General features: G+C 70.0%; 19 protein-coding genes. 5 read left to right on the forward strand and 14 right to left on the reverse strand.

The annotated features are described in order from the left end of the window. Positions 1–62 precede the first annotated feature (62 nt). From KAH28_RS00200 to KAH28_RS00230, 7 genes are all read right to left on the reverse strand, one after another. Positions 63–2,036, reverse strand: a complete 1,974-nt coding sequence (locus KAH28_RS00200; RefSeq protein ID WP_290573766.1) for an adenine deaminase C-terminal domain-containing protein — start codon at positions 2,034–2,036, stop codon at positions 63–65. A gap of 41 nt (positions 2,037–2,077) precedes the next feature. Beyond that, positions 2,078–2,662, reverse strand: coding sequence for a cupin domain-containing protein (locus KAH28_RS00205; protein WP_290573767.1), 585 nt, complete (start codon positions 2,660–2,662; stop codon positions 2,078–2,080). Continuing rightward, entirely contained in the window at positions 2,659–3,390 is a 732-nt protein-coding gene (locus KAH28_RS00210) for an isochorismatase family cysteine hydrolase (protein WP_290573769.1), read from the reverse strand. Before KAH28_RS00210 ends, KAH28_RS00205 begins: the two co-directional genes overlap by 4 nt. Positions 3,391–3,409: 19 nt before the next feature. Further along, positions 3,410–3,778 carry a cupin domain-containing protein gene (locus tag KAH28_RS00215; RefSeq protein WP_290573771.1) on the reverse strand — a complete coding sequence of 123 codons (369 nt, stop codon included), beginning with the start codon at positions 3,776–3,778 and terminating at the stop codon, positions 3,410–3,412. A 287-nt stretch (positions 3,779–4,065) separates the two neighbouring features. Beyond that, complete coding sequence (locus KAH28_RS00220) at positions 4,066–4,584, reverse strand: nucleoside deaminase (RefSeq protein WP_290573773.1); 519 nt, start codon at positions 4,582–4,584, stop codon at positions 4,066–4,068. 158 nt (positions 4,585–4,742) lie between these two features. After that, positions 4,743–5,417 carry an N-acetylmuramate alpha-1-phosphate uridylyltransferase MurU gene (gene murU / locus KAH28_RS00225; RefSeq protein WP_290573775.1) on the reverse strand — a complete coding sequence of 225 codons (675 nt, stop codon included), beginning with the start codon at positions 5,415–5,417 and terminating at the stop codon, positions 4,743–4,745. After that, on the reverse strand, positions 5,414–6,427 hold the full coding sequence (locus KAH28_RS00230; protein ID WP_290573777.1) for a phosphotransferase: 1,014 nt from the start codon (positions 6,425–6,427) through the stop codon (positions 5,414–5,416). The genes murU and KAH28_RS00230 overlap by 4 nt, the downstream gene beginning before the upstream one ends. A 161-nt stretch (positions 6,428–6,588) precedes the next feature. Between KAH28_RS00230 and lptD the strand changes: the two genes are divergently transcribed. The 5 genes from lptD (at position 6,589) to KAH28_RS00260 (ending at position 12,596) form a co-directional block, all read left to right on the forward strand. Continuing rightward, entirely contained in the window at positions 6,589–8,748 is a 2,160-nt protein-coding gene (lptD, locus tag KAH28_RS00235) for an LPS assembly protein LptD (protein ID WP_290573779.1), read from the forward strand. A 97-nt stretch (positions 8,749–8,845) separates the two neighbouring features. Beyond that, on the forward strand, positions 8,846–10,129 hold the full coding sequence (locus tag KAH28_RS17410; RefSeq protein WP_366918093.1) for a peptidylprolyl isomerase: 1,284 nt from the start codon (positions 8,846–8,848) through the stop codon (positions 10,127–10,129). A gap of 129 nt (positions 10,130–10,258) precedes the next feature. Continuing rightward, positions 10,259–11,287: a 4-hydroxythreonine-4-phosphate dehydrogenase PdxA gene (gene pdxA / locus KAH28_RS00250; protein ID WP_290573781.1), complete on the forward strand. Its 1,029-nt coding sequence runs from the start codon at positions 10,259–10,261 to the stop codon at positions 11,285–11,287. Further along, on the forward strand, positions 11,284–12,084 hold the full coding sequence (gene rsmA, locus KAH28_RS00255) for a 16S rRNA (adenine(1518)-N(6)/adenine(1519)-N(6))-dimethyltransferase RsmA (protein ID WP_290573782.1): 801 nt from the start codon (positions 11,284–11,286) through the stop codon (positions 12,082–12,084). Before pdxA ends, rsmA begins: the two co-directional genes overlap by 4 nt. Before the next feature lie 74 nt (positions 12,085–12,158). Further along, positions 12,159–12,596: a universal stress protein gene (locus KAH28_RS00260; protein ID WP_290573784.1), complete on the forward strand. Its 438-nt coding sequence runs from the start codon at positions 12,159–12,161 to the stop codon at positions 12,594–12,596. Positions 12,597–12,646: 50 nt separating this feature from the next. Here KAH28_RS00260 and KAH28_RS00265 read toward each other — a convergent pair whose 3' ends face one another. The 7 genes from KAH28_RS00265 to KAH28_RS00295 all read right to left on the reverse strand — a co-directional run bounded on the left by KAH28_RS00265 (position 12,647) and on the right by KAH28_RS00295 (position 20,310). After that, a complete protein-coding gene (locus KAH28_RS00265; protein ID WP_290573786.1) occupies positions 12,647–14,974 on the reverse strand; it encodes a bifunctional diguanylate cyclase/phosphodiesterase in 2,328 nt (775 codons plus the stop codon). A gap of 68 nt (positions 14,975–15,042) precedes the next feature. Continuing rightward, positions 15,043–15,324: a DUF3613 domain-containing protein gene (locus KAH28_RS00270; RefSeq protein ID WP_290573788.1), complete on the reverse strand. Its 282-nt coding sequence runs from the start codon at positions 15,322–15,324 to the stop codon at positions 15,043–15,045. A gap of 2 nt (positions 15,325–15,326) precedes the next feature. Beyond that, complete coding sequence (locus tag KAH28_RS00275; RefSeq protein ID WP_290573790.1) at positions 15,327–16,037, reverse strand: tetratricopeptide repeat protein; 711 nt, start codon at positions 16,035–16,037, stop codon at positions 15,327–15,329. Beyond that, positions 16,024–16,956: a type II secretion system F family protein gene (locus KAH28_RS00280; RefSeq protein ID WP_290573791.1), complete on the reverse strand. Its 933-nt coding sequence runs from the start codon at positions 16,954–16,956 to the stop codon at positions 16,024–16,026. The genes KAH28_RS00275 and KAH28_RS00280 overlap by 14 nt, the downstream gene beginning before the upstream one ends. Next, positions 16,953–17,888 carry a type II secretion system F family protein gene (locus tag KAH28_RS00285; RefSeq protein WP_290573792.1) on the reverse strand — a complete coding sequence of 312 codons (936 nt, stop codon included), beginning with the start codon at positions 17,886–17,888 and terminating at the stop codon, positions 16,953–16,955. Before KAH28_RS00285 ends, KAH28_RS00280 begins: the two co-directional genes overlap by 4 nt. Continuing rightward, positions 17,885–19,108 carry a CpaF family protein gene (locus KAH28_RS00290; protein WP_290573794.1) on the reverse strand — a complete coding sequence of 408 codons (1,224 nt, stop codon included), beginning with the start codon at positions 19,106–19,108 and terminating at the stop codon, positions 17,885–17,887. The genes KAH28_RS00285 and KAH28_RS00290 overlap by 4 nt, the downstream gene beginning before the upstream one ends. Continuing rightward, on the reverse strand, positions 19,105–20,310 hold the full coding sequence (locus KAH28_RS00295) for a hypothetical protein (protein WP_290573795.1): 1,206 nt from the start codon (positions 20,308–20,310) through the stop codon (positions 19,105–19,107). The genes KAH28_RS00290 and KAH28_RS00295 overlap by 4 nt, the downstream gene beginning before the upstream one ends.

The raw sequence follows: 20,310 nt of genomic DNA on the forward strand, positions 1-20,310 counted from the left end.
CTGGCAGCGTTGTGGCCCGCGCGCCGCGCGGGTGAGTCGTTGATCGGGTGGCCGGTCGGCCGCTATTCGGCAGGCCAGGCCACCGGGTGCACCTCGCCCGTGACCAGATTGACGAAGCCGTCCGGATTGCCCGCATAGGGGGAGACCAGCACCCACTTCCGCGGCGAGGCCGTCAGGAAGGCCGCGATCATCCGCCGCGGCCAGCCGGGTGTTTCGCCGTGCCATTCCATGCGATCGGCCTCGTTGAACATGGCCTCGATATCGGCGGCGACCTCCGCAGCCGGACGCTGGGTCATGAGCCCGCCGATCTCGTAGCGCACCGAGGCGACGATCTCGTGGTCGCGCACCAGCGCGCAGCCGCCGTCCATCGCCACCACCTTGTTGGTGGCCATCGCCATGGCGTGATCGCTGCTGCCGACCGACCAGATGTTGTGCAGATCGTGCGAGACGGAGCAGCTCGCGGCCGAGTCCGGCGTCTTCGGTCCGATGTTGCGCCAGAACATCGCCGATACCGCGCCGGTTCCCTGATAGCGATCGGTGAGGCCGACCTTGCTGATGGACTGCGCGTCGTCGCGCAGCACGCTGCCGTCGGCATCCACCGCCACTTCGGCGGTAAGGAAGGGGTCCTCGAAGGTGTAGGGCTGACGCAGCGCAACGGTGGCGCGCTCGGTACCGGCCGGCACGCGGATGGCGAAGTCGTCGGCGACGACCTCGCGGCCGACGTTCATGGTGTCGGTGGCCCACTCGGGGTACTCGATCTCGGGGATCGGGCCGACGTACTCGCCGTCGTCGCCGACGAGCTTCCCGTTGGCGTAGACATCGGTGATGGCAACGGCTTCGGGATCGCTGAGCAGCACCACGTCGGCATGACGTCCCGGGGCGAGCGATCCCACCTGATCCTCGAGATGCCAGTGCCGCGCCGGGTAGTAGCTCGCCATGGCGTAGGCCGCCTCCAGCGGTGCGCCGGCGCGCAGCGCCAGCTTGACGTTGTAGTCCATCGTCCCGAGCTTGAGCGAGGCCAGCGCGTCGCGGTCATCGGTGGTCACCGAGATGTTCGACCAGTCCTTCAGCCCCTTCTCCAGGAAGTAGGTGACGCCCGCCTGGATGCCGTCGTACTTGAGCTGCAGGAAGATGCCGCGCTGCATCTTGTCCCAGGCCTCCTGGGGCAGGCGCACCTCGTGATCGCTGGACAGCCCCGCCGCGGCCATGGCGTTGATCTCGCCCAGCTCGACGAGGCCGCCACCGTGGCCCTCGATGACGGCGCGCGCATCGCGCGTGGCCTGCATGGTCTCCCACTGGCGCTGGTAGCCGGGGTTGTCGACATTCCAGATCGCCGGCCAGTCCATGACCTCGCCGAGGCCGGCGACGCGACGGTCGCTCGCGATGAGCGCCGCCACCTCGTCGTAGCCGTAGTAGCCGCCACCGACCTCGTAGGCGGTGGGCGGCGTCGCCGAGCCCAGCGCCGGATAGATCTTCAGCGGCGAGCCGGCGTCGCGCGCCATGAGCCAGAAGTCGACGTTGTGCTCGCCCGACACATTGGAGAACTCGTGCGAGCCCTCGGCGATCCAGGTGGTGCCCTGCGGCAGCACCATCGCTGCTTCGTACTCGGGCGTGAGATGACTGCTCTCGATGTGCTTGTGCGACTCGCCGAAGCCCGGCACCGCCCACTGGCCCTCGGCGTCCACCGTCTTCGCCGCCTTGCCGCCCCACTCGCCGCCGGGGCCGACCCAGGCGATGCGGCCCTCGGCGATGACGATGTCGTGGTTCTCCATCCACTGCAGCGTGTGCACGTTCAGCACGGTGGCACCGCTGATGACCAGATCCGCCGGTGCCTTCTCCAGCGCCACCAGCACCAGCTTCTGCCGCGCCTGTGTCTCGGCATCGAAGGTGAACGGTTCCGGCTTGTCGTACAGCGTCACCGTGCCCGGCGCCGCCGCACCGGCGGGGGGCGATGCCAGCGCGACGGCCAGCAGCCCCCCTCCGATCGCGACGGATGCATATCCCCGACGCCCCGCTCCGCCCGCCTTTGTCGTCACCGTGCTGCTCTCCCTGGATGTTGGTTGTTGGATGAACGCGCTCAGCGCGCAAGCCGGCGGATGACCGCCGCGTGTTCCGGGTAGCGGGCGAGCAATGCCTCGCGCCCGGCCAGCTCGAAGTCGGCGAAGTCGAAGCCGGGCGCGACCGTGTTGCCGACCAGCGCATAGCCGTGCGGCCCATCGATCAGCTCGGCCCCGAACCAGGTGCCGTGCGGCACCAGCGCCTGGAAGACCATGCCGTCGGCGAGATCGGGGCCGAGCACGATCTCGCGGTGTGCGCCTTCGGCGTCGATCACGTGCACGCGCAGCGGATCACCGGCGTAGAAGTGCCAGAGCTCGTCCGACTGCAGCCGGTGCAGCGCCGACACCTGGCCGCGCTCCAGCAGGAAGTGGATCGCCGTCGCCGCCGGACGCGGGCCGTCGTAGCGGTCGGGCAGCGCCGCGGCCGGAAGCGTGTCGGCCGCCTCGTAGCTGCGCCGGTAGTAGCCACCCTCGGGATGGGGCGCGAGATCGAGCGCCTCGATGTAGTGATCGGCGCCGGGCTCGCCGGCGAACGGCGTCGCCGGCGCCATCGTCAGCGCGACACCCGCGACCCCGAGACCGGCGACGGCGAGGGAGTGCGTCATGCGCCGGCCGTCTCGGTGGCGAGCAGCGCCTCCAGCGACGCGTTCACGCGCGTGGACTCGGTGGTCGCGCCGAAGATGCCGCCCTGCATGCTGATCATGGTGATGGCGGCCTCCTTGTGGCGCAGCTCGGTGGCGCCGGTGCAGTCGGTCAGCAGCAGGCATTCGAAGCCGCGATCATTGGCCTCGCGCATCGTCGTGTGCACGCACACATCGGTGGTGATCCCGGTCAGGATCAGGTGCGTGATGCCGCAGGTGCGCAGGATGTGCTCGAGATCGGTGGCGTAGAACGAGCCCTTGCCGGGCTTGTCGATGACGATCTCGCCGGGCGCGGGGGCCAGCTCCGGGACGATCTCCCAGCCCGGTTCGCCCCGTACCAGGATGCGGCCGCACGGTCCTTCCTCGCCGATGCCCGGCGATACCTTCTTGCTGCGCCAGACCTTGTTCTCGGGCAGGTCGGAGAGCTCGGGCCGGTGCCCCTCGCGGGTATGGATGACGCGCATGCCCGGCACCTGCCGGACCAGCGAGAGGGTCTTGCGGATGGGCTCGACCGCGCAGCGCGTGAGGTTGAGGTCGTAGCCCATGCAGTCGACGTAACCACCCTTGCCGCAGAAGTCGGTCTGCATGTCGATGACCACGAAGGCCATGCGCTCCGGTGCCACCGAACCGTCGAAGGGCCAGTTGTACGGCTCGGCCGGGACGCTGAACTGCTTGCCTGCTGATTCGGTCATGCGCTTGCTCCTGTTGTCGTCACGATTCGGCTGCGTCCGGAGAGGCCCCATCGGCCTCAACCGAGAAATCCAGCGGTCCGGTCCAGTGGATGAGCACGAGGCAGCCCTCGGGGCTGTACACGGAATGCACGGTTCCGGGCGTGTTGCACTGGTAGCTGCCGGCCGGATAGCGCCCGTTCTCGTCCTGCTGCGCGCCCTCGAGCACGTAGATGTGCTCCTCGCCGACGTGCTGGTGCGACGGCACGCGGGCACCGGGCTGGTAGCGCAGCAGCGCGATGCGCTGCGCACTGGCGCTGTCCTCGTACAGCACGCGGATCTCGATGCCCGGGCGCAGCGGCTCCCAGGCGCGCGCGGCCGCGCCATCGCCGGTCAGCGGAGCGCTACGCACGAGCGCCTCCGCAGCGGTCGGCGCGATGGGGCGCGGATGTCGCGTTGTCGGCACCGCTGGTCGCGGCGCCGCCCCGGAGGCCGGGCGTGGCGGGCATGATGTGAACTCCAGTTGCTGCTTCATGCCCGAATGAAGCAACAGCCATGCCACCCACGATGCGCCTTTGAATTCAGACGCTTACGGAAAGTGTCCTACGAATTGCAGCGCACGCGCACTCGGCGGATGCAACGTTGCATACATTTGGTGCGGTGGTTGGCGGCGGCATTCGCCGACCGGGAACGCTCCGGTCAGTTGCCGGCGTTGTAGATCGGGCCGCCGCCGTCGGCGTAGCGCAGCAGCAGATCGGCCGCTTCGTCCCGGCAGACCTCGCGCGTCACGGCGATGCCGCGGTCAGCGAGCAACCGTGGCCACGCCTCCGGCTTGTCGCCCTCGTCGAAACCCGCCGCGCGCGCATCACCGTCGGTGGCGCCGCAGACCACGCTGCGAACGCCCGACCAGGGGATGGCCCCGAGACACATCGCGCAGGGCTCGGTGCTGGTCACGAGCTCGCAGCGCCGACCATCGGCCCCCAGGTCGAAGCACTCCACCGCCTGCTGGGCACGACTGATCGCGACGATCTCGGCGTGCGCGCTGGAACAGTGGGTCGGAACGACGAGGTTCACGCCGCATCCGAGCAGGGCCCCGGTCTCCAGATCGAACACCGCGGCAGCGAAGGGGCCGCCGCTGGCGTGCGCGATATTGCCTGCCACGAGGTCGAGCACGAAGCGCATGCGGGCCGCCCGGTCGACGGCGACCGTATCGGGCACCGCGGATTCGGCCAGCCAGGCCGGCAGAGGCCACAGTACCGCTTCGCTTGGCGGGGAATCGGAGGACAACGCGGACTCTCGGGGCGGCATGATCGAGGCACACGCCTCGTACACATCATTGCATACATTCGGCGGAATGTCTGCCGGCCGGCCTCCGCTCAGTCGCGGTCGCGCTGTTCGCGGATGGCGGCCAGGCGCGCGGGGGTGCCGATATCGGACCAGGTGCCGGTGTGCAGTCGCGCCGAGACACGGCCGGCCGCGATGGCGGCGCGCAGGAGCGGCCCCAGCGGAAAGGGCTCTGCCGTTCGGTCGGTGAAGAGCGCCGGGTGCAGACAGCTCACGCCGCTGTAGGTAAGGCGTGTGGGCGTGGCATCCGATGCGCGATCACCGGCGATGCCGAAATCGCCGTCGGGATGATGCGGTGGATTGGGTACGAGGACGATGTACGCATGATCGCCGCCGGACGGCGCATGATCCCGTACGTCGACATAGTCGATGTCGCTCCAGACATCGCCGTTGGCCAGCAGGAACGGGCCGTCGCCGAGCAGCGGCAGCGCGTTGCGGATGCCGCCGCCGGTATCGAGCGCCGGCCAGCCCTCGTGCGACCAGGCGATGCGCACGCCCCACGCGCCGCCATCGCCGAGCGCGCGCGGAAGCTGCTCGCCGAGCCAGCCGGTGTTGACCACCACGTCCTCGATCCCGGCCGCGGCGAGCTTGCGCAGATGGTGGGCGATGAGCGGCTCGCCACCCACCTGCAGCAGCGGCTTGGGGCTGCGGTCGGTCTCCGGCCGCAGGCGGGCGCCCCGCCCCGCCGCGAGGATCATGGCCTTCATGCGCGCGACAGTACGTGGCGCTCGAAGATGGCGCGCAGCGGCGCCAGCTCCGGGTAGCGCGGAACCACCTGCATGACGTAGTCGATGAAGCGCGGCGTGTCGGCGAGATAGCGCGGCTTGCCGTCGCGCAGCGTGAGACGGGCGAAGATGCCCAGCACCTTGAGGTGGCGCTGCAGCCCCATCCAGTCGCAATCGGCGAGGAAGTCGCCGCGCGCGGCCGGCACCGGCAGACCGGCGGCGCACGCGCGCTCGTGCAGCTGGCCGAGACCGTCGGCGACCAGCCCGGGCGGCCACGAGACAAAGGCATCGCGGTACAGCGATACCGCGTCGTAGCTCACCGGACCGATCACCGCGTCCTGGAAGTCGATGATGCCGGGCGCATCGGCGCCGTCCATGAGATTGCGCGGCATGTAGTCGCGGTGCACATAGACACGGCCCTGGGCAAGCGCGCGATCGGCGAGCAGATCCTCGACCGCGTTCAGTGCCGCTCGCTCGTCGTCCGTCAGGATCACGCCGAGGTGGCGGCCCAGGAACCACTCCGCGAACAGCCCGGTCTCGCGCAGCAGCAGCGCGCGGTCGTACTCGGGCAGCGTGCCGGGACGGGTGGCGCCCTGCCAGCGGATCAGCGCCTCGCCGGCACGTCCGAAGTAGTCGGCGGCATTGTCCTCGTTCATTGCCTGCAGATAGGTGCGCGTGCCGAGGTCGCTGATCAGCAGGAAGCCGCGGTCGAGGTCGGCGGCGTGGATCTCGGGCACACGCAGCCCGGCATCGCGCATCAGGCCGGCCACGTGCACGAAGGCATCGTTGTCCTCGTGCTCGGGCGGCGCATCCATGACGATCCAGGTGCCGGACGCACTGCTGATCCGGAAGTAGCGCCGGAAACTGGCATCGGCCGACGCCACCGCGGTCGCGAAGGGACCGCCCCCGGCGCACGACACCGCCCACCGCACGGCGTCGCGCGCGCGCGCGTCGGGAAGCGATGCAGTGGGGTCGGCGGGATCGCTGCTCATGCTGCTCATGGCCGCGCAAGCCTATGGCGATGCGGACGGTCGCGCAAACCGCCCGCGGCGGGCGCCCGCCCCGCGCGCCGGAGGCGGCGGCGAAATTGCGCGCCCGCGGCGTCGCCGCCATACTCGCGTGCTCGCCAATGCTTGCCACACGAAGGGGTTCCATGCTCGGGGTGCGACGCGCGGCACTCGCAGCCCTGTGCCTCGCCTGCTGCACGACACGGGCGCTCGCCGCCGGCGGACAGTGCACCCAGCCGCTGCCGCCCGATGCGCCCGCGCTCGACGACACCGGCAACGGCATCCAGCTCGATGCCGACCGCGCCGATCTCGTCCGGGACGGGCTCTCCACGCTCTCCGGCGGTGTCAGCGTCAGCGACGGCCAGCGTGCCTTCTCAGCCGAGGAGCTGCGCTTCGACAGCAGCCGCAGCCTGGTCGACATCGATACCCGCAGCCAGTACCGCGAACGCAGCCTCTACGTCGCGAGCGAGCGCATGCGCTTCGACATCGGCGCCGGCAGCGGGCGCTTCGAGGACAGCCGCATCATCCTGCAGGAGATCCGCGCGCGCGCCGGCGCCGAGGTGATGACCCTGTCGGAATCGGGCACCGCCGAGCTCACCGGCGTGCGGTACACGACCTGTGGCCCCGACAGCGAGGCGTGGGCCCTGCACGCCTCGGAGATCGCGCTCGATCGCGCGTCGGGCCTCGGCACCGCGCGCAACGCGCGCCTGCACGTGCTGGGCGTGCCGGTGCTCTATGTGCCGTGGCTGCAGTTCCCGCTCGACGACCAGCGCCGTACCGGCCTGCTCTACCCGCGCATCGGCACGTCGTCGCGCAACGGCTTCGATCTGACCTGGCCGGTCTACGTCAATCTCGCGCCCAACTACGATCTGCGGATCGATCCGCGCTGGCTGTCGCGACGCGGCCTGCAGATGGGCAGCACCTTCCGCTACCTGGGCGAATCGCAGGAGGGCTCGCTGCGCTACGAGTACCTCGCCAACGACCAGCGTGTCGACGATGACCGCGCCTTCGGCGAGCTCTCCCATCGCGCCCTGCTCAACGACCGCCTGTCGGTGGCCACCGATTACGCCGAGGTCAGCGACACCGCGTACTTCGACGATCTCGGCTCGGATTTCGACCGCAGCGCGCTGACCTTCCTGCCGCGCCAGCTGCGCATGGCGTACACCGCGCCGTCGGCCTACACCGCATCGTTGCGGGTGTCGAGCTACCAGGTGCTCGACCCGTCGCTGCTCACCACCGAGCGCCCCTATCGCCGACTCCCGCAGCTGCGCGTGGAAGCGGTCACGCCGGGCAGCCTGTTCTACACGCGCGCGGGCCTGAGCAGCGAGTACGTGGCGTTCGACGGCGACAACGTGGTCGAGGGCCAGCGCTTCCACCTGAACCCCTACATCCGCAGCAACATCGACCGCAACGGCTGGTTCGCCAGCGCGCGCGCCGACTGGCAGTACACCGGCTACGATCTCAGCGAGCAGGCCGCCGGCCAGCCCTCGGACCCGTCGCGATCGCTGCCGAGCTTCAGCGCCGAGGGCGGACTGCGCTTCGAACGGCTGACCGACGGCGGCAACCTGCAGACCCTGGAGCCGCGCGCGCTCTACCTGTACACGCCCTTCCGGGCGCAGGACGACATCCCCATCTTCGACAGCGGCGAGCCGGACTTCGGCATCGTGCAGCTGTTCTCGCGCAACCGCTACACCGGCCTGGACCGCATCGCCGACGCCAACCACGTCGCGGGCGCGCTCACCAGCCGCCTGCTCGACAGTGACACCGGGGCGGTGCGCTGGAGTGCCACGGTCGGCCAGCTGCTGCGCTTCGACCGGTCGCGGGTGGCGCTCGACGGCGCCGGCACCGCGGGCAGCGGCGTCACCGACTTCATCGCCAGCTTTGACTACAACCTGTCGCGGCGGGTGACCGCCAGCGTATCGTCCCTCTGGTCACCGGACGACGAACGCTTCAACCGGACGCTGACGCGCATCGCCTATCGCGACGGGCAGCGACAGGCCAGCGTCGGCTACCGCTACCGCCGCGACCAGCTCGAGCAGACCGACATCGCCGCCGGCTGGCCCTTGGGCGGCGGCTTCTCGGCCATCGGCCGCTGGCGCCGCTCGCTGCGCGCGCATCAGACGCTGGAGGCACTGGCCGGCGTGGCCTACGAGAGCTGCTGCTGGATCGGGCGGCTCACCTACCGGCGCTACATCGCCTCCACCGACGGCGAGTACGAGTCGGGCGTGATGCTGCAGTTCGAACTGCGCGGACTCGGCGGTCTCGGAGGCAGCGGCTCGCGGTCCCTGCTCGAACGGGGGTACTAGCCGCCCCGGCCGGAGCGGTCGCGGCGGACATCGCCGGCACGCCGGAACGGCGCCCGCCGTGCTACTGTCTCCCGTTCTCCCGCAACCCGCTACCGCCATGCTGCAACGCCTGTTATTCGCCGTCGCCGCGCTGGCGTGCACCGGCAGCGTCGCCGCCGTCACGCCCATCGACCGCATCCTCGTCGTCGTCAACGACGGTGTCATCCTGCACAGCGAATACGAAGCGGCGCTCGACAACGCCGAGCAGCAGCTGAGGCAGCGCGGCGTGGACAACGTGCCGCGCAACCAGCTCCGCGACCAGGTTCTCGAGCGCCTCGTCCTCATGCGCATCCAGACCCAGCGCGCCCGCGATGCCGGGATCCGCGTCGACGACCGCGAGCTCAATGACGTCATCACCAACATCGCCCAGCGCAACGGCATGTCGCAGGCCGAGTTCGCGCGGCAGGTCCGGCGCGAGGGCCGCGACTATCTCGCCGTGCGCGAGCAGATCCGCAACGAGATCGTCACTCAGCGCCTGCGCACGCGCGAGCTCCAGTCGCGCGTCAGCGTCAGCGAGGAGGACGTCGATGCCTATCTGGCGCAGGAGAAGAACGTCGGCAATACCGAGGTCGATCTCTCGCACATCCTGATCGCGGTGGGCGACGGCGCCAGCCCGGACGAGCGCGCGGAAGCCCGCTCGCGCGCCGAGGAACTGCAGCGCGAGCTCGAAGCCGGCGCCGACTTCGCCTCGCTCGCCGCCACCCATTCCGACGGCCAGCAGGCGCTGGAAGGCGGCGATCTCGGCTGGCGGCGTCTGGCCGACCTGCCGCCCACCTTCGCCAGGGCGGTCGGCGATCTCGAAGCGGGCGCCATGGCGCCGGTGATCGAGGCCACCGGCGGCTACCACATCCTGCGCGTGGACGGACGCCGCGGCAGCACCGACCGCCAGATGGTCACCGAGACGCGCGCCCGTCACATCCTGATCGAGCCGGACAAGCTGACCACCGACGAGCAGGCCCGCACTCGCGCCTTCGATCTCGCCGAGCAGCTCGAGAACGGCGCCGACTTCGGCGAGCTGGCCCGCGAGCATTCCGACGACCCCGGCTCCAGCAATGCCGGCGGCGATCTCGGCTGGCAGCCGCCCGGCCAGATGGTCGAGGCCTTCCAGCAGCAGGTGGACCAGCTCGAGCCCGGCGAGCGCTCGCGCCCGTTCCGCAGCCAGTACGGCTGGCACATCGTCGAGGTCCTGGACCGCCGCGAGCGCGATGCCACCGACGAGCTGCGCCGCCAGCGGGCGCGTCAGGTCATCGGCGAGCGCCGCATGCAGGAGGAATACGAGATCTGGCTCCGCCGCCTGCGCGACGAGGCCTACATCGAGTACCGCCTGAGTGAGGACGCCTGAGAGGGTGTAGACCAAACGTAGCGAGCGAAGGCAGGTGGGCCGCCGCCGGAGCGCAGAAAGCGCAGTGTATAAGCCGATACATGAGCATTTTGAGCACCGCCGGCGGCCCAGATGCCGAGCGCAGTAGTATTGTCTACACCCTCTGAGACCGCGACACCGGTCCTCGTCGTGACCCCCGGCGAGCCGGCGGGTATCGGCCCCGATCTGGTCGTCGCATGCGCGCAGGATCCGGCGCTGGCCGCCGCCATGGTGGTGGTCAGCGACCCTGCGCTGCTGCGCGAGCGCGCTGAGCGCCTGGGCCTGACGCTGCGACAGCGCGCCTGCACGCCGGGCGAACGGCCGCCGGCGAGCGAGGACGGGTCGCTCCGCGTCTGGCCGGTGCCCCTGGAAGCGCCGGTAACGCCCGGAGCCACCGACACGGCCAACGCCGCGCACGTGCTGGCGACGCTCGATCTGGCGTCGGACGCCTGCCGCGACGGCCATGCCGATGCCATGGTCACCGGCCCGGTACAGAAGTCGGTGATCCTGGAGGCCGGTCACGACTTCAGCGGCCATACCGAATACCTCGCGGCACGCACCGGCGCGGCGCTGCCGGTCATGATGCTGGTGGCCCCCGGGGCCCGGCCGGCGCCGCTGCGGGTGGCGCTGGTCACCACCCATCTGCCGCTGCGCGCGGTACCGGACGCCATTACCCGCGACCGCGTGGAAGCCACGCTGGCTGTCCTGGATGCCGCGCTGCGCCGGGACTTCGGCATGCCACGCCCGCGTATCGCGGTCACCGGCCTGAATCCGCACGCCGGCGAGGCCGGGCATCTCGGCGACGAGGAGGCGCGCGTCATCGCGCCCGCCATCGCGGCCGCGCAGCGCGACGGCATTGCCGTGCACGGCCCGCTTCCGGCCGACACGCTGTTCACGCCCCGCCATCTCGCCGACTGCGATGCGGTCCTGGCGATGTACCACGATCAGGGACTGGCCGTGCTCAAGTACGCCGGCTTCGGGACCGCCGTCAACATCACGCTCGGGCTTCCCATCGTGCGGGTCTCGGTGGATCACGGCACGGCGCTGGACCTCGCCGGCAGCGGTCATGCCGATGCCGGCAGCTTCCGCGCCGCACTGCGGGAGGCGGCCGCGATCAGCGCCACGCGCATCGCGGCATGACGCGCCCCGACACCGCGGAGGCACCGCGCGCGGACAAGCGCTTCGGCCAGAACTTCCTGCACGACCGGCGCGTCATCGACCGCATCGTCGCCGCGATCGCGCCGCGACCGGACGACTGCATCGTCGAGATCGGTCCCGGCGAGGGCGCGCTCACCGCCCCGTTGCTCGACGCCGGGGCGCGCCTCACCGCGCTCGAGCTCGACACCCGCATGCTGCCCGGGCTCGAGCGGCGCTTCGGCGACAGCGCCAACGCGCGCATCCTGCACGCCGACGCGCTGGCGACCGATCTGGCGACGCTGTATCCGGATGCCGGCACCATCCGCCTGGTGGGCAACCTGCCCTACAACATCTCGACGCCGCTGCTGTTCCACGTGCTGCGCTTCGCCGGCATCGTCACCGACATGCACTTCATGCTGCAGCGCGAGGTGGTCGCACGCATGTGCGCGGCGCCCGGCGGCAAGGAGTACGGCCGGCTCACCGTGGCGCTCGCCGCGCAGGCCCGCGTGGAAGCGCTGTTCGATGTGGCGCCCGGTGCCTTCCGTCCGGCGCCGAAGGTCACCTCCACGGTGGTGCGCCTGCGCCCGGCGATGCCGGAGGTCCCCCTGCAGGCCCCCGAGCGGCTCGACGCGCTGCTGCGCGCGGCCTTCGCCAAGCGCCGCAAGACGCTGTCCAATGCGCTGGCCGGGGTCTGCACCGCCGCGGAACTGGAGACCTGCGGCATCGACCCGCGGGCGCGCGCGGAAACCGTCCCGGTGACCGACTGGATCCGGCTGGCGAACCACCTCGCGCGGGGCTGAGCCGCCCGGCCACTTGGCGGCGACCGCCCGCTGGGGCACCATCGCGGGACTACGGCAACGAGCGGATCGCGCCCATGGAAGGTTACCGGCACATCCTGGCGGCAGTGGAAGCGCAGGAGGACGACGGCCCGCGCGTTCTGCACCATGCCTGGGGTCTGGCACAGCGCTTCGAGGCCCGGCTGTCGCTGGTGCACGTGGTCGAGTACCTGCCGGTCGACCCGGCCGGCGACGCGCTGCTCGCCACACCGCTCGACCTCACCCACGAGCGCCGCGAACAGGCGCAGAAGACCCTCGATGGCTGGTGCACCGATGCCGGCATCACGGTCGCCGACACCTGGGTCACCGTGGGCAGCATCACCCAGGAGATCCTGCGGGCGCGCGGCGAATCGGGCGCCGACCTGATCGTCATCGGGCACCGCTCGCGCCGCGGTCTGGCGGCGCTGTTCAGCTCGACCGACGACGGCGTGCTGCACCACGCCTGCTGCGACGTGCTGGCCATGCACCTCGACTAGAGAAGCCGCCGACCGCCGGTTTCGCGAATTGAAGGGGATTGCCGGGCCTTTCAGGCCTTGCGCTGATCGCCGGCGGCGGCAGCCTCGCTGCCGAAATAGACGTGCGCGCGATCACGTCCCGCCTTCTTGGCGAGGTACATGGCGCGGTCGGCCTGCGACAGTAGCTCGCCGGCATCGACCGGGTCCTCGCTGTCGCCGCGGAACACCGCCACTCCGACGCTGGCGGTAAGCGCGACGCGGTGCTCGCCGATGGCGATCGGCTCCGCGAGCAGGCCCCGGACACGCTCGGCGAAGACTTCGACGCGACCGCGCTCGCCGGCGCCGGTATCGACGACGACGAACTCGTCACCGGACAGCCGGGCGACGAAGTAGCCTTCGGCGGCGATCGATTCCAGCCGGCGCGCGGCCTCGCGCAGCACGGCGTCGCCGGTGTCGTGGCCGTAGCGGTCGTTGACGCGCTTGAAGCGGTCGAGATCGACGAATGCGACCGCCAGGTTCTTGCCGCGCTGCACGGCGACCCGCAGTGCATCACGCAGCGTGTTGATGGCGGCGGTGCGGTTGGGCAGACCGGTGAGATCGTCCTGCTGCGCCTGACGCGCCAGGCGGGCCTCGGCCGCCTCGCGCTCGCTGCAGTCGGTGGCCATGGCCATGAAGACCGGCGGCTCCTCAGCGCGCGAGTAGCTGAGCCGCACCTCGACCGGATAGCTGCTGCCGTCCGGCCGGCGGTGCCGGGCGCGGTAGTGGACATGCTCGGTCTGGCCGCTGCGCAGGCGGAGGTAGTAGTCGTGCAGCGTCTCGCTGTCCACGCCCTCGGTGATCATGGCCGGCGTCATGCGCGCGAGCTGTCCGTCCTCCAGCCCCAGGTTCCGCTGCCCGGCGCGGTTGACCTCGGTGAAGTAGAGCGACTGCGCATCGAAGACGTAGATCTCCTCGGCGGCATAGTCGAACAGGCGCCCCATGCGCAGCGACAGATTGTCCTTGCGCTGCTCCATGGTGAGATCGCGCAGCACCAGGACGAGCTGGCGGTCACCCTCGTCCTCCAGCGGCTGGGCGAGCAGGTCCACCGGGAAGGTGGTCGCGTCCCGTCGCCAGCCGACCACGCGCGGCAGGCGCGCACGCGCCTGACTGTCGCCGTAGTCGCTGATGTGCACGTCCGGCATGTTGAGGAAGGGCACCGGCATCAACTTGGTGACCGTGGCCCCGACGAGCTCCTCGCGGCGATAGCCGAACATGCGCGCGACACGCGCGTTGGCGAAGGTGATGACCCCGGCGGTATCGGTGGTCAGCACGCCCTCGTCGAGATGGTCGACGATATCCTGCGTGCGGCGCGCATCGGCGCGCAGGCGATCGACGTTCTCGCGTCGCTCGCCGATGTCGTGAAAGAAGAGCACCGCGCCGTCCGCCGTGTCGCCGTGCCCCTCGAGCACGGCGGACGCCATCTCCACGTGGTGCATGGTGCCGTCGCGCGCGCGCAGGCGGCACTCCTCCATCGGCGTCTCGCAGCGCTCGCGGACCGCCGTCTCGGCGGGCGTCGTCATGGGTTGATCGTCCTCCGCCAGCGGATGGAACACCGAGTACACCAGGCGGCCGATCGCGTCCGAGCGCGACCAGCCGGTGAGCTGCTCGGCGATCCGGTTCATCTCCCGGATGCGGATGTCGGCGTCCACGATGATGACGCCGCGCTGCAGGCGATCGAGCGCCTGGGCCGCACGCCCGTCGAGCGATGACTGGGACGGTCCGGGCTCGGGCATGCCCTGGACGCGTGCGCGCGATTCGAGGTTGCGCGTCGCCGCCGCGGGTTGCGGGCGCAGCACCGCCAGGACGCCCAGCGCCAGCAGGACCAGTCCGCCAAGGATGAGCAGCCAGCCGTCGCGGCGCAGCTGCGCCACCGCCTCGGCACGGGCGGCCGCGACGGCGCCGCCGGCGGTCACGTAGCGCACCGTCGCCACCGTCCTGCCGTCGCGCACGATATCGAAGCTGCGCTCGGCACCGGCCTGCGCGACCATCTGCTGGCGCAGGCGCTCGAGATACTCCGGCGACAGCATCGGAATGGAGAGGCCTTCGTAGGCATTGGCCTGCGCGACGGTGGTACCGCCGGGCACCGCGATCTCCAGCGAGCGCAACCCCACGGTTCCGCGCCGCACCAGCGTGCCGACGTAGGTCTGCAGCGCGTTGGAGCCCTCGGCCGCCAGCCGGGTCTCGATCGCGCTGCGCAGCTGACGCTCGGCCTCCTCGCTCCCGATCGTCGCCTGCAGGCGCGCAGCCTGCAGCAGGACCGCGAGCCCCCAGAGCGACAGCACGCTTCCCACCGCGAGCCAGGCGATCATCGCGCCACGACCCAGCGTGAAACTTCGACCCTTGTCGAGAAGCGCTCTCATGCCGGCAGTGTAGTCCCCTCTCCCGTCCGGCGCGCAGCTACGCGCCGGAGGGAAAATGCGCCGTCACGTCAGTTGCCGCCCGACTCCACGAAGCTGCTGCGCTCGAAGGATTCGGGGATGTCGTGCGTGAAGCTCTTGAGATAGCGCTCCCAGACGCGCTGCGCGACTTCGCCGTCCATGCCGCTGGGCGGCCGCGAGGCCGTCTCGCCGCTGACCTGCAGATCGAGCCATTGCCGGGTCTCGTTGCCGACCGGCGGCGCGTCCGGGCCGCGATCCGCCAGGGCGGCGGAACAGGACACGGCGGCCGCGAGGCCGGGCAGCACCATGCGCAGAATACGGGTACGGATCATGATCAACCTCCCGAGGTTGGTCGGATGGTGGCGCGCAGGCGTTCGGCCTGTGCACGCAGTCGGGCGAGCTCGGCATCGCCGAGGCCGGAATCGCGGGCAAGCTCGCGCACCTGTGCCTCGTTGCCGGTGACGATCATCAGCAGCATCAGATTGGTGCGCGCGCGGCCGTTGTCGGGCTCGAGCTCGAGCGCGGTCGACAGCTGGAGCCGCGCATCGCGGAAGCGGGCTGCGCGCATCAGCGCGAAGCCGAGATCGTTGCGGATGGCGACATCGGTCGGCCGCATGCGCACGGCGTCGATGAAGTAGTCGATGGCGCCCGCGAGATCGCCGTCGCGCGCCGCGATGAGGCCGAGCCCGTGCCGCGCCTGGCCGCCGAACTCGCCGTCCCGCAGGCGCAGATAGACGGCCTTGGCCTGGCCGTCGAGCTCGAGGCCGTAGAGCGCGCGCGCCTCGTAGAACTGCAGCTGCGGCGTGGCGCCGGACTCGCGCTGATACTCCTCGATGTGCGCGAGCGCGGCGTAGTACTTCTCCTGGTCCAGCAGCCGGCCGATCAGATCACGGTAGATGCCCGACTCGCGCTCGGCGGTGCCGCGCACGCCGGACTCGCGCTCCACTTCCTGCACGAAGCCACTGCTCTGACAGCCCGCCAGCATCAGCGCGCCGGTCAGCAGCGACAGCACGCACCCGAACGATTGCCACCTACCCCGCGACATTGCCCAGTGCCTTGATGATGGAAGCGAAGGCCGGACCCGCCACGAAGATGAGCAGGGCCGGGAAGAAGAACAGCACCATGACCACCGTCATGCGGCCCGAGAGCGCGTTGACCTTCTCGCGCATGGCCATCGCGCGCTGGTCCTCGAGCACCTGCAGCGCCTCGAGCAGCGGCTGGCGTACCTCGCCGCCGTAGCGGTCCACCTGACGCAGTACCGACAGGATGTTGGAGAGCTCGCTAACCTCCAGCGCGCGCTCGAGGTTGTGCAGCACCTCGGCGGCATCGGCGCCGGCATCGAGCTGCCGTGTCACCACGGCGAACTCGCGGTTGAGCTCCGGCAGCGTCCCGCGCCCTTCCCGCACGAGCGTCGCGAGGGCCTGCCGGGTGGACAGTCCGGCCTCGAAGAGCAGCACCAGCAGATGGATGAACAGCGGGACTTCCGCGGCGATCCGATCACGACGCGCACTGGCACGCTTGCGTAGGAAGAAGCGCGGCGCCAGAAGACCGATGATGATCGCAACGACCAGATACATCAGATAGTTGACACCGGAGGCATCGGCTCCGGCGAACAACCAGGCAATGGCGACCAGCAGCGCACCCAGAATCGGCGCCAGCAACTGCGCTAGATAGTAGTAGGTGTGTTGGCGGGCCCCGCGCCAGCCAGCCTGCACCAGCAGTCGTGGCGTTTCGTTGTCGGTATCGACCAGATGCTCGATACTGCGGCCGCTGTCGGCGAGACCACTGAGCAGCCCTCCGGCCTCGCGGGGGGCATCGGGCGGCGCGGTGCTGTCGCTTGTCAGGCGATCTCGGATGCGCCGCTCGCGATTGCCGCGCACCAACAGCACGGCCAGAAGCCCCAGCCCCATCACGCCCAGGAAGAAAGCACCGGCGACCAGCAGTGGAAGCATCTGCGCGCTCACGCTTCACCGTCCTGCACGCTCGCCAGCATGCGCCAGATCACGAAGACACCGGCGGCCTGAAGGGCCGCGGATCCGATCAGCATCCAGCGACCGCCGGTATCCACCCACATGTCGCTGTAGTAGCCGGGATTGCTGGCCAGGATGTAGAGCATCAGCCCCACCGGGATCACCGCCAGCACCACCGCCGAGAAACGCGTCTCCGCGGTCAGCGCGCGCAACTCCCGGGCCGCCATGTCGCGCGAGCGGATGGCCTGGATGAGGCTGCGGAAGATCTCGCGCAGGCTGCCGCCGTACTTGCGGTTGATCGACGCCGCCATCGACATCACCCGCAGATCGCGGATGCGGTGGATCTCCGCCATGTCCGCCAGCACGTTCTCGACCGATGCGCCGAGCCGGATCTGACGGCCGACGCTGACGAAGAGCCCGCGCAACGGCTCCGATGCCTCCTGCGACGAGACGATGAGCGCTTCCTCCAGGGAGTTGCCCGCGGAAAGCACCCGCATCACGTTGTCCAGGAAATCGGGCAGCTGCTCGATGATCCTGGCGCGGCGCTTGGCCGCCTGCCGCGAGAGCACCGCCCAGGTCATGACGAGCACGATGCCGATCATCACCAGGCCGGCGAGCCAGCCCATCAGTACCAGCGCCACCGGCACCAGCAAGGCGAAGGCGATCATCCAGCGCATCACCATCGCGGGCTCGGTGTCGGCACCGGTCCGCCAGACCAGATGGCACGCCCAGCGCAGCAACGGGTTGGCGATATGCTCCTCTTCGCCACTGCCGCCTGCGAGGGCCACGTCCTCGCCCGCGCGCAGGCGCATGAGCATGTCTTCCTGCCGCTCCCGGGAACGTGCGCGGGTCCACAGCCACATCGCGCCGAACACTGCGGTCAGTGCCAGCAGGAATACACCGGCCGGAGCCAGCTGCTCCATCATGCCGCTTCTCCCCGCAGGTCGACGATCCGGTCCGATGCCGCATCGTAGTTGAACAGGTAGCGCAACCGGATCTCGCCGTCGGTCAGGCCCTCCACCTCGGCAACCGCCATGAGCCGCCGGGCGCCGTGCGGGAGACGGCTGACGTGCACCAGCAGTTCGACGCCGGAGACGATCTGGCCCCGCAGGGTCACTTCGCTGCCCGAATAGCCGGCGAAGCCGGCGAGCATCTCGAGACGATGGATGGCATCGTCGATGCCGTTGGCATGGATGGTCGTCATCGATCCGTCGTGGCCGGTGTTCATCGCCTGCAGCATGTCCAGCACTTCATCGCCGCGCACCTCGCCGACGATGATGCGGTCGGGCCGCATGCGCAGCGCGTTGCGCACGAGATCGCGCGCGCTGACGGCGCGACCACCCTCGAGATTGGGAGGGCGGGTCTCCAGTCGCACCACGTGCGGATGCTCGAGACGCAACTCGGCGGCATCCTCCACCGTGACCACGCGCTCGCCCTCCGGGATCCACTGCGAGAGCAGATTGAGGAAGGTGGTCTTGCCCGACCCCGTGCCGCCGAGCACGATCAGGTTGGTGCGCTGCGCAACGCGGTCGGCGAGGAAATCGAGCACCTCGCGCGTCGCGCTGCCCAGGTTGATCAGGTCGTCGGCCGTCAGTGCCTGCTTGCGGAACTTGCGGATCGAGAGACAGGGACCGTCCAGCGCGATCGGCGGGATGATCGCGTTGACGCGCGATCCATCGGGAAGTCGGGCATCGACCATCGGCGTGGATTCGTCCACGCGCCGGCCCAGCGGCGCGAGGATGCGCTGGATCACGCGCAGCACGTGCTGGTCGTTCGCGAAGCGGATGGGGACCGACGAGAGGAGCCCCTCCCGCTCCACGAAGACGCGCTCGGGGCCGTTCACGACGATGTCGTTGACCGAGTCGTCATCGACCAGTTCCTGCAGGGGGCCGAATCCGACGAGCTCGTCACGGGCATCGCGGGCCAGCCACTCGGTCTCGCGCGCGTTCACCGGCAGGCGCTGCTCCACGACGTAGCGTCGCACCTGGTCGGTCACGAAACGCTCGACACGCTCGCTGGTCCAGGCATCGAAGTCGATGTCCCGTTCCTCGATGAGCTGGATCAGATACCGGTGCAGCTTCGCCTTCAGATCCTGATACTGATCCGAAAGGCGGAAGTCCTGCGCGCTGGCGGCTCCGAGCGTCATGAGCGGCCCAGCATGCGTGCGAACAGACCGCCGCGCTCGCCTTCGGCGCTGCTGCGCCCGCCGCCCTGCTGGACAAGGGCACCCAGTGCCTCGATCTCGCGGACGTAGGGATCGCGCGGCGCCAGATCCATCATCGGCTCGCCGGCGTTCATCGCCTGCACCCGGTTCGCCGGGGTCCCGCTCAGGGTTCCGGCGAGCGGCAGCTCGAGCAGCTGGGAGAGGTTCTCCGCCTCGAGTCCGAGCCGGCGCTGGTAGTTGTCGACCACCAGCCGCACGTGATTCAGCGAGGTATCGCCCAGTCGCAGCTCGCGCAGCAGGTACTTGCTGTGTCGCGACTTGAGAATGGATTGATCGCTGATCAGGAGACTGTGCCCGGAGAGCCCGATGACGCCGGCGAGCGCATCCAGGCCCGCGTGGGCGTCGAGCGCCACCACGATCGTGGAGAAGAGTGGCCGCAGCACCTCGAGCAGCTTGACCAACTCGTCCGCATCGATGTCCGGGTAGCCCAGCCACTCCTCCGGCAGACTGAGCACATAGAGACCGCTGCCGTGACGCGCGAATGCGGTATCGACGAGCGTCTGATCGCAGCGGTAGACATCCTGGATCGCGTCCAGCAACCCGTACGCGGGGTGAAGATTGAGGAAGACGGCTCCGGCGCCGGGGGGCGCGGACAGATCGACCAGCAGGCTGCGCTCGCTCTCCGGGCGCTGCCGCATGAGCGTCAGCGCCAGATGCTCGGCAGCGAAGGGCAGCCCCTCGTAGGCCGTGGCCGAGAACAGGCTAATGATGCTCCCCTGTGCGGCCGCGCTCTGGCGGCTTCCGGAACCGAGCGAACGCCGCAGGACCTTCGACAGCAGGCCGGGCAGCTGCTCATCATCCCGCTGCAGCACGAAGAAGTCGCGCGCGCCGCTGCGCATGGCCGACAGCACGACATCCTGGGCCCCGTCGCTGCCCAGACCGACGACGGGGACCTCCGGGTAGCGTTCCAGGAAGCCTTCCACCAGGCGCGCGCGCAACTCGCGGTTCTCGTGCGAGAACTCGAAGAACGCGACATCCACGCGGCCCAGGTTGCCGATCCGCTCGAGGAGATCCTCCGTGCTGGCGGCACGCACCAGCGAGAAATCGGCCGCGTCGCCGACGCCGTTCTGCAGCCAGTTCAGATAGACCGGATCGTCCGCGACCACCACACCCTGGGTATTCAT

The sequence above is a fragment of the Algiphilus sp. genome (assembly GCF_023145115.1).
GTDB lineage: Bacteria > Pseudomonadota > Gammaproteobacteria > Nevskiales > Nevskiaceae > Algiphilus.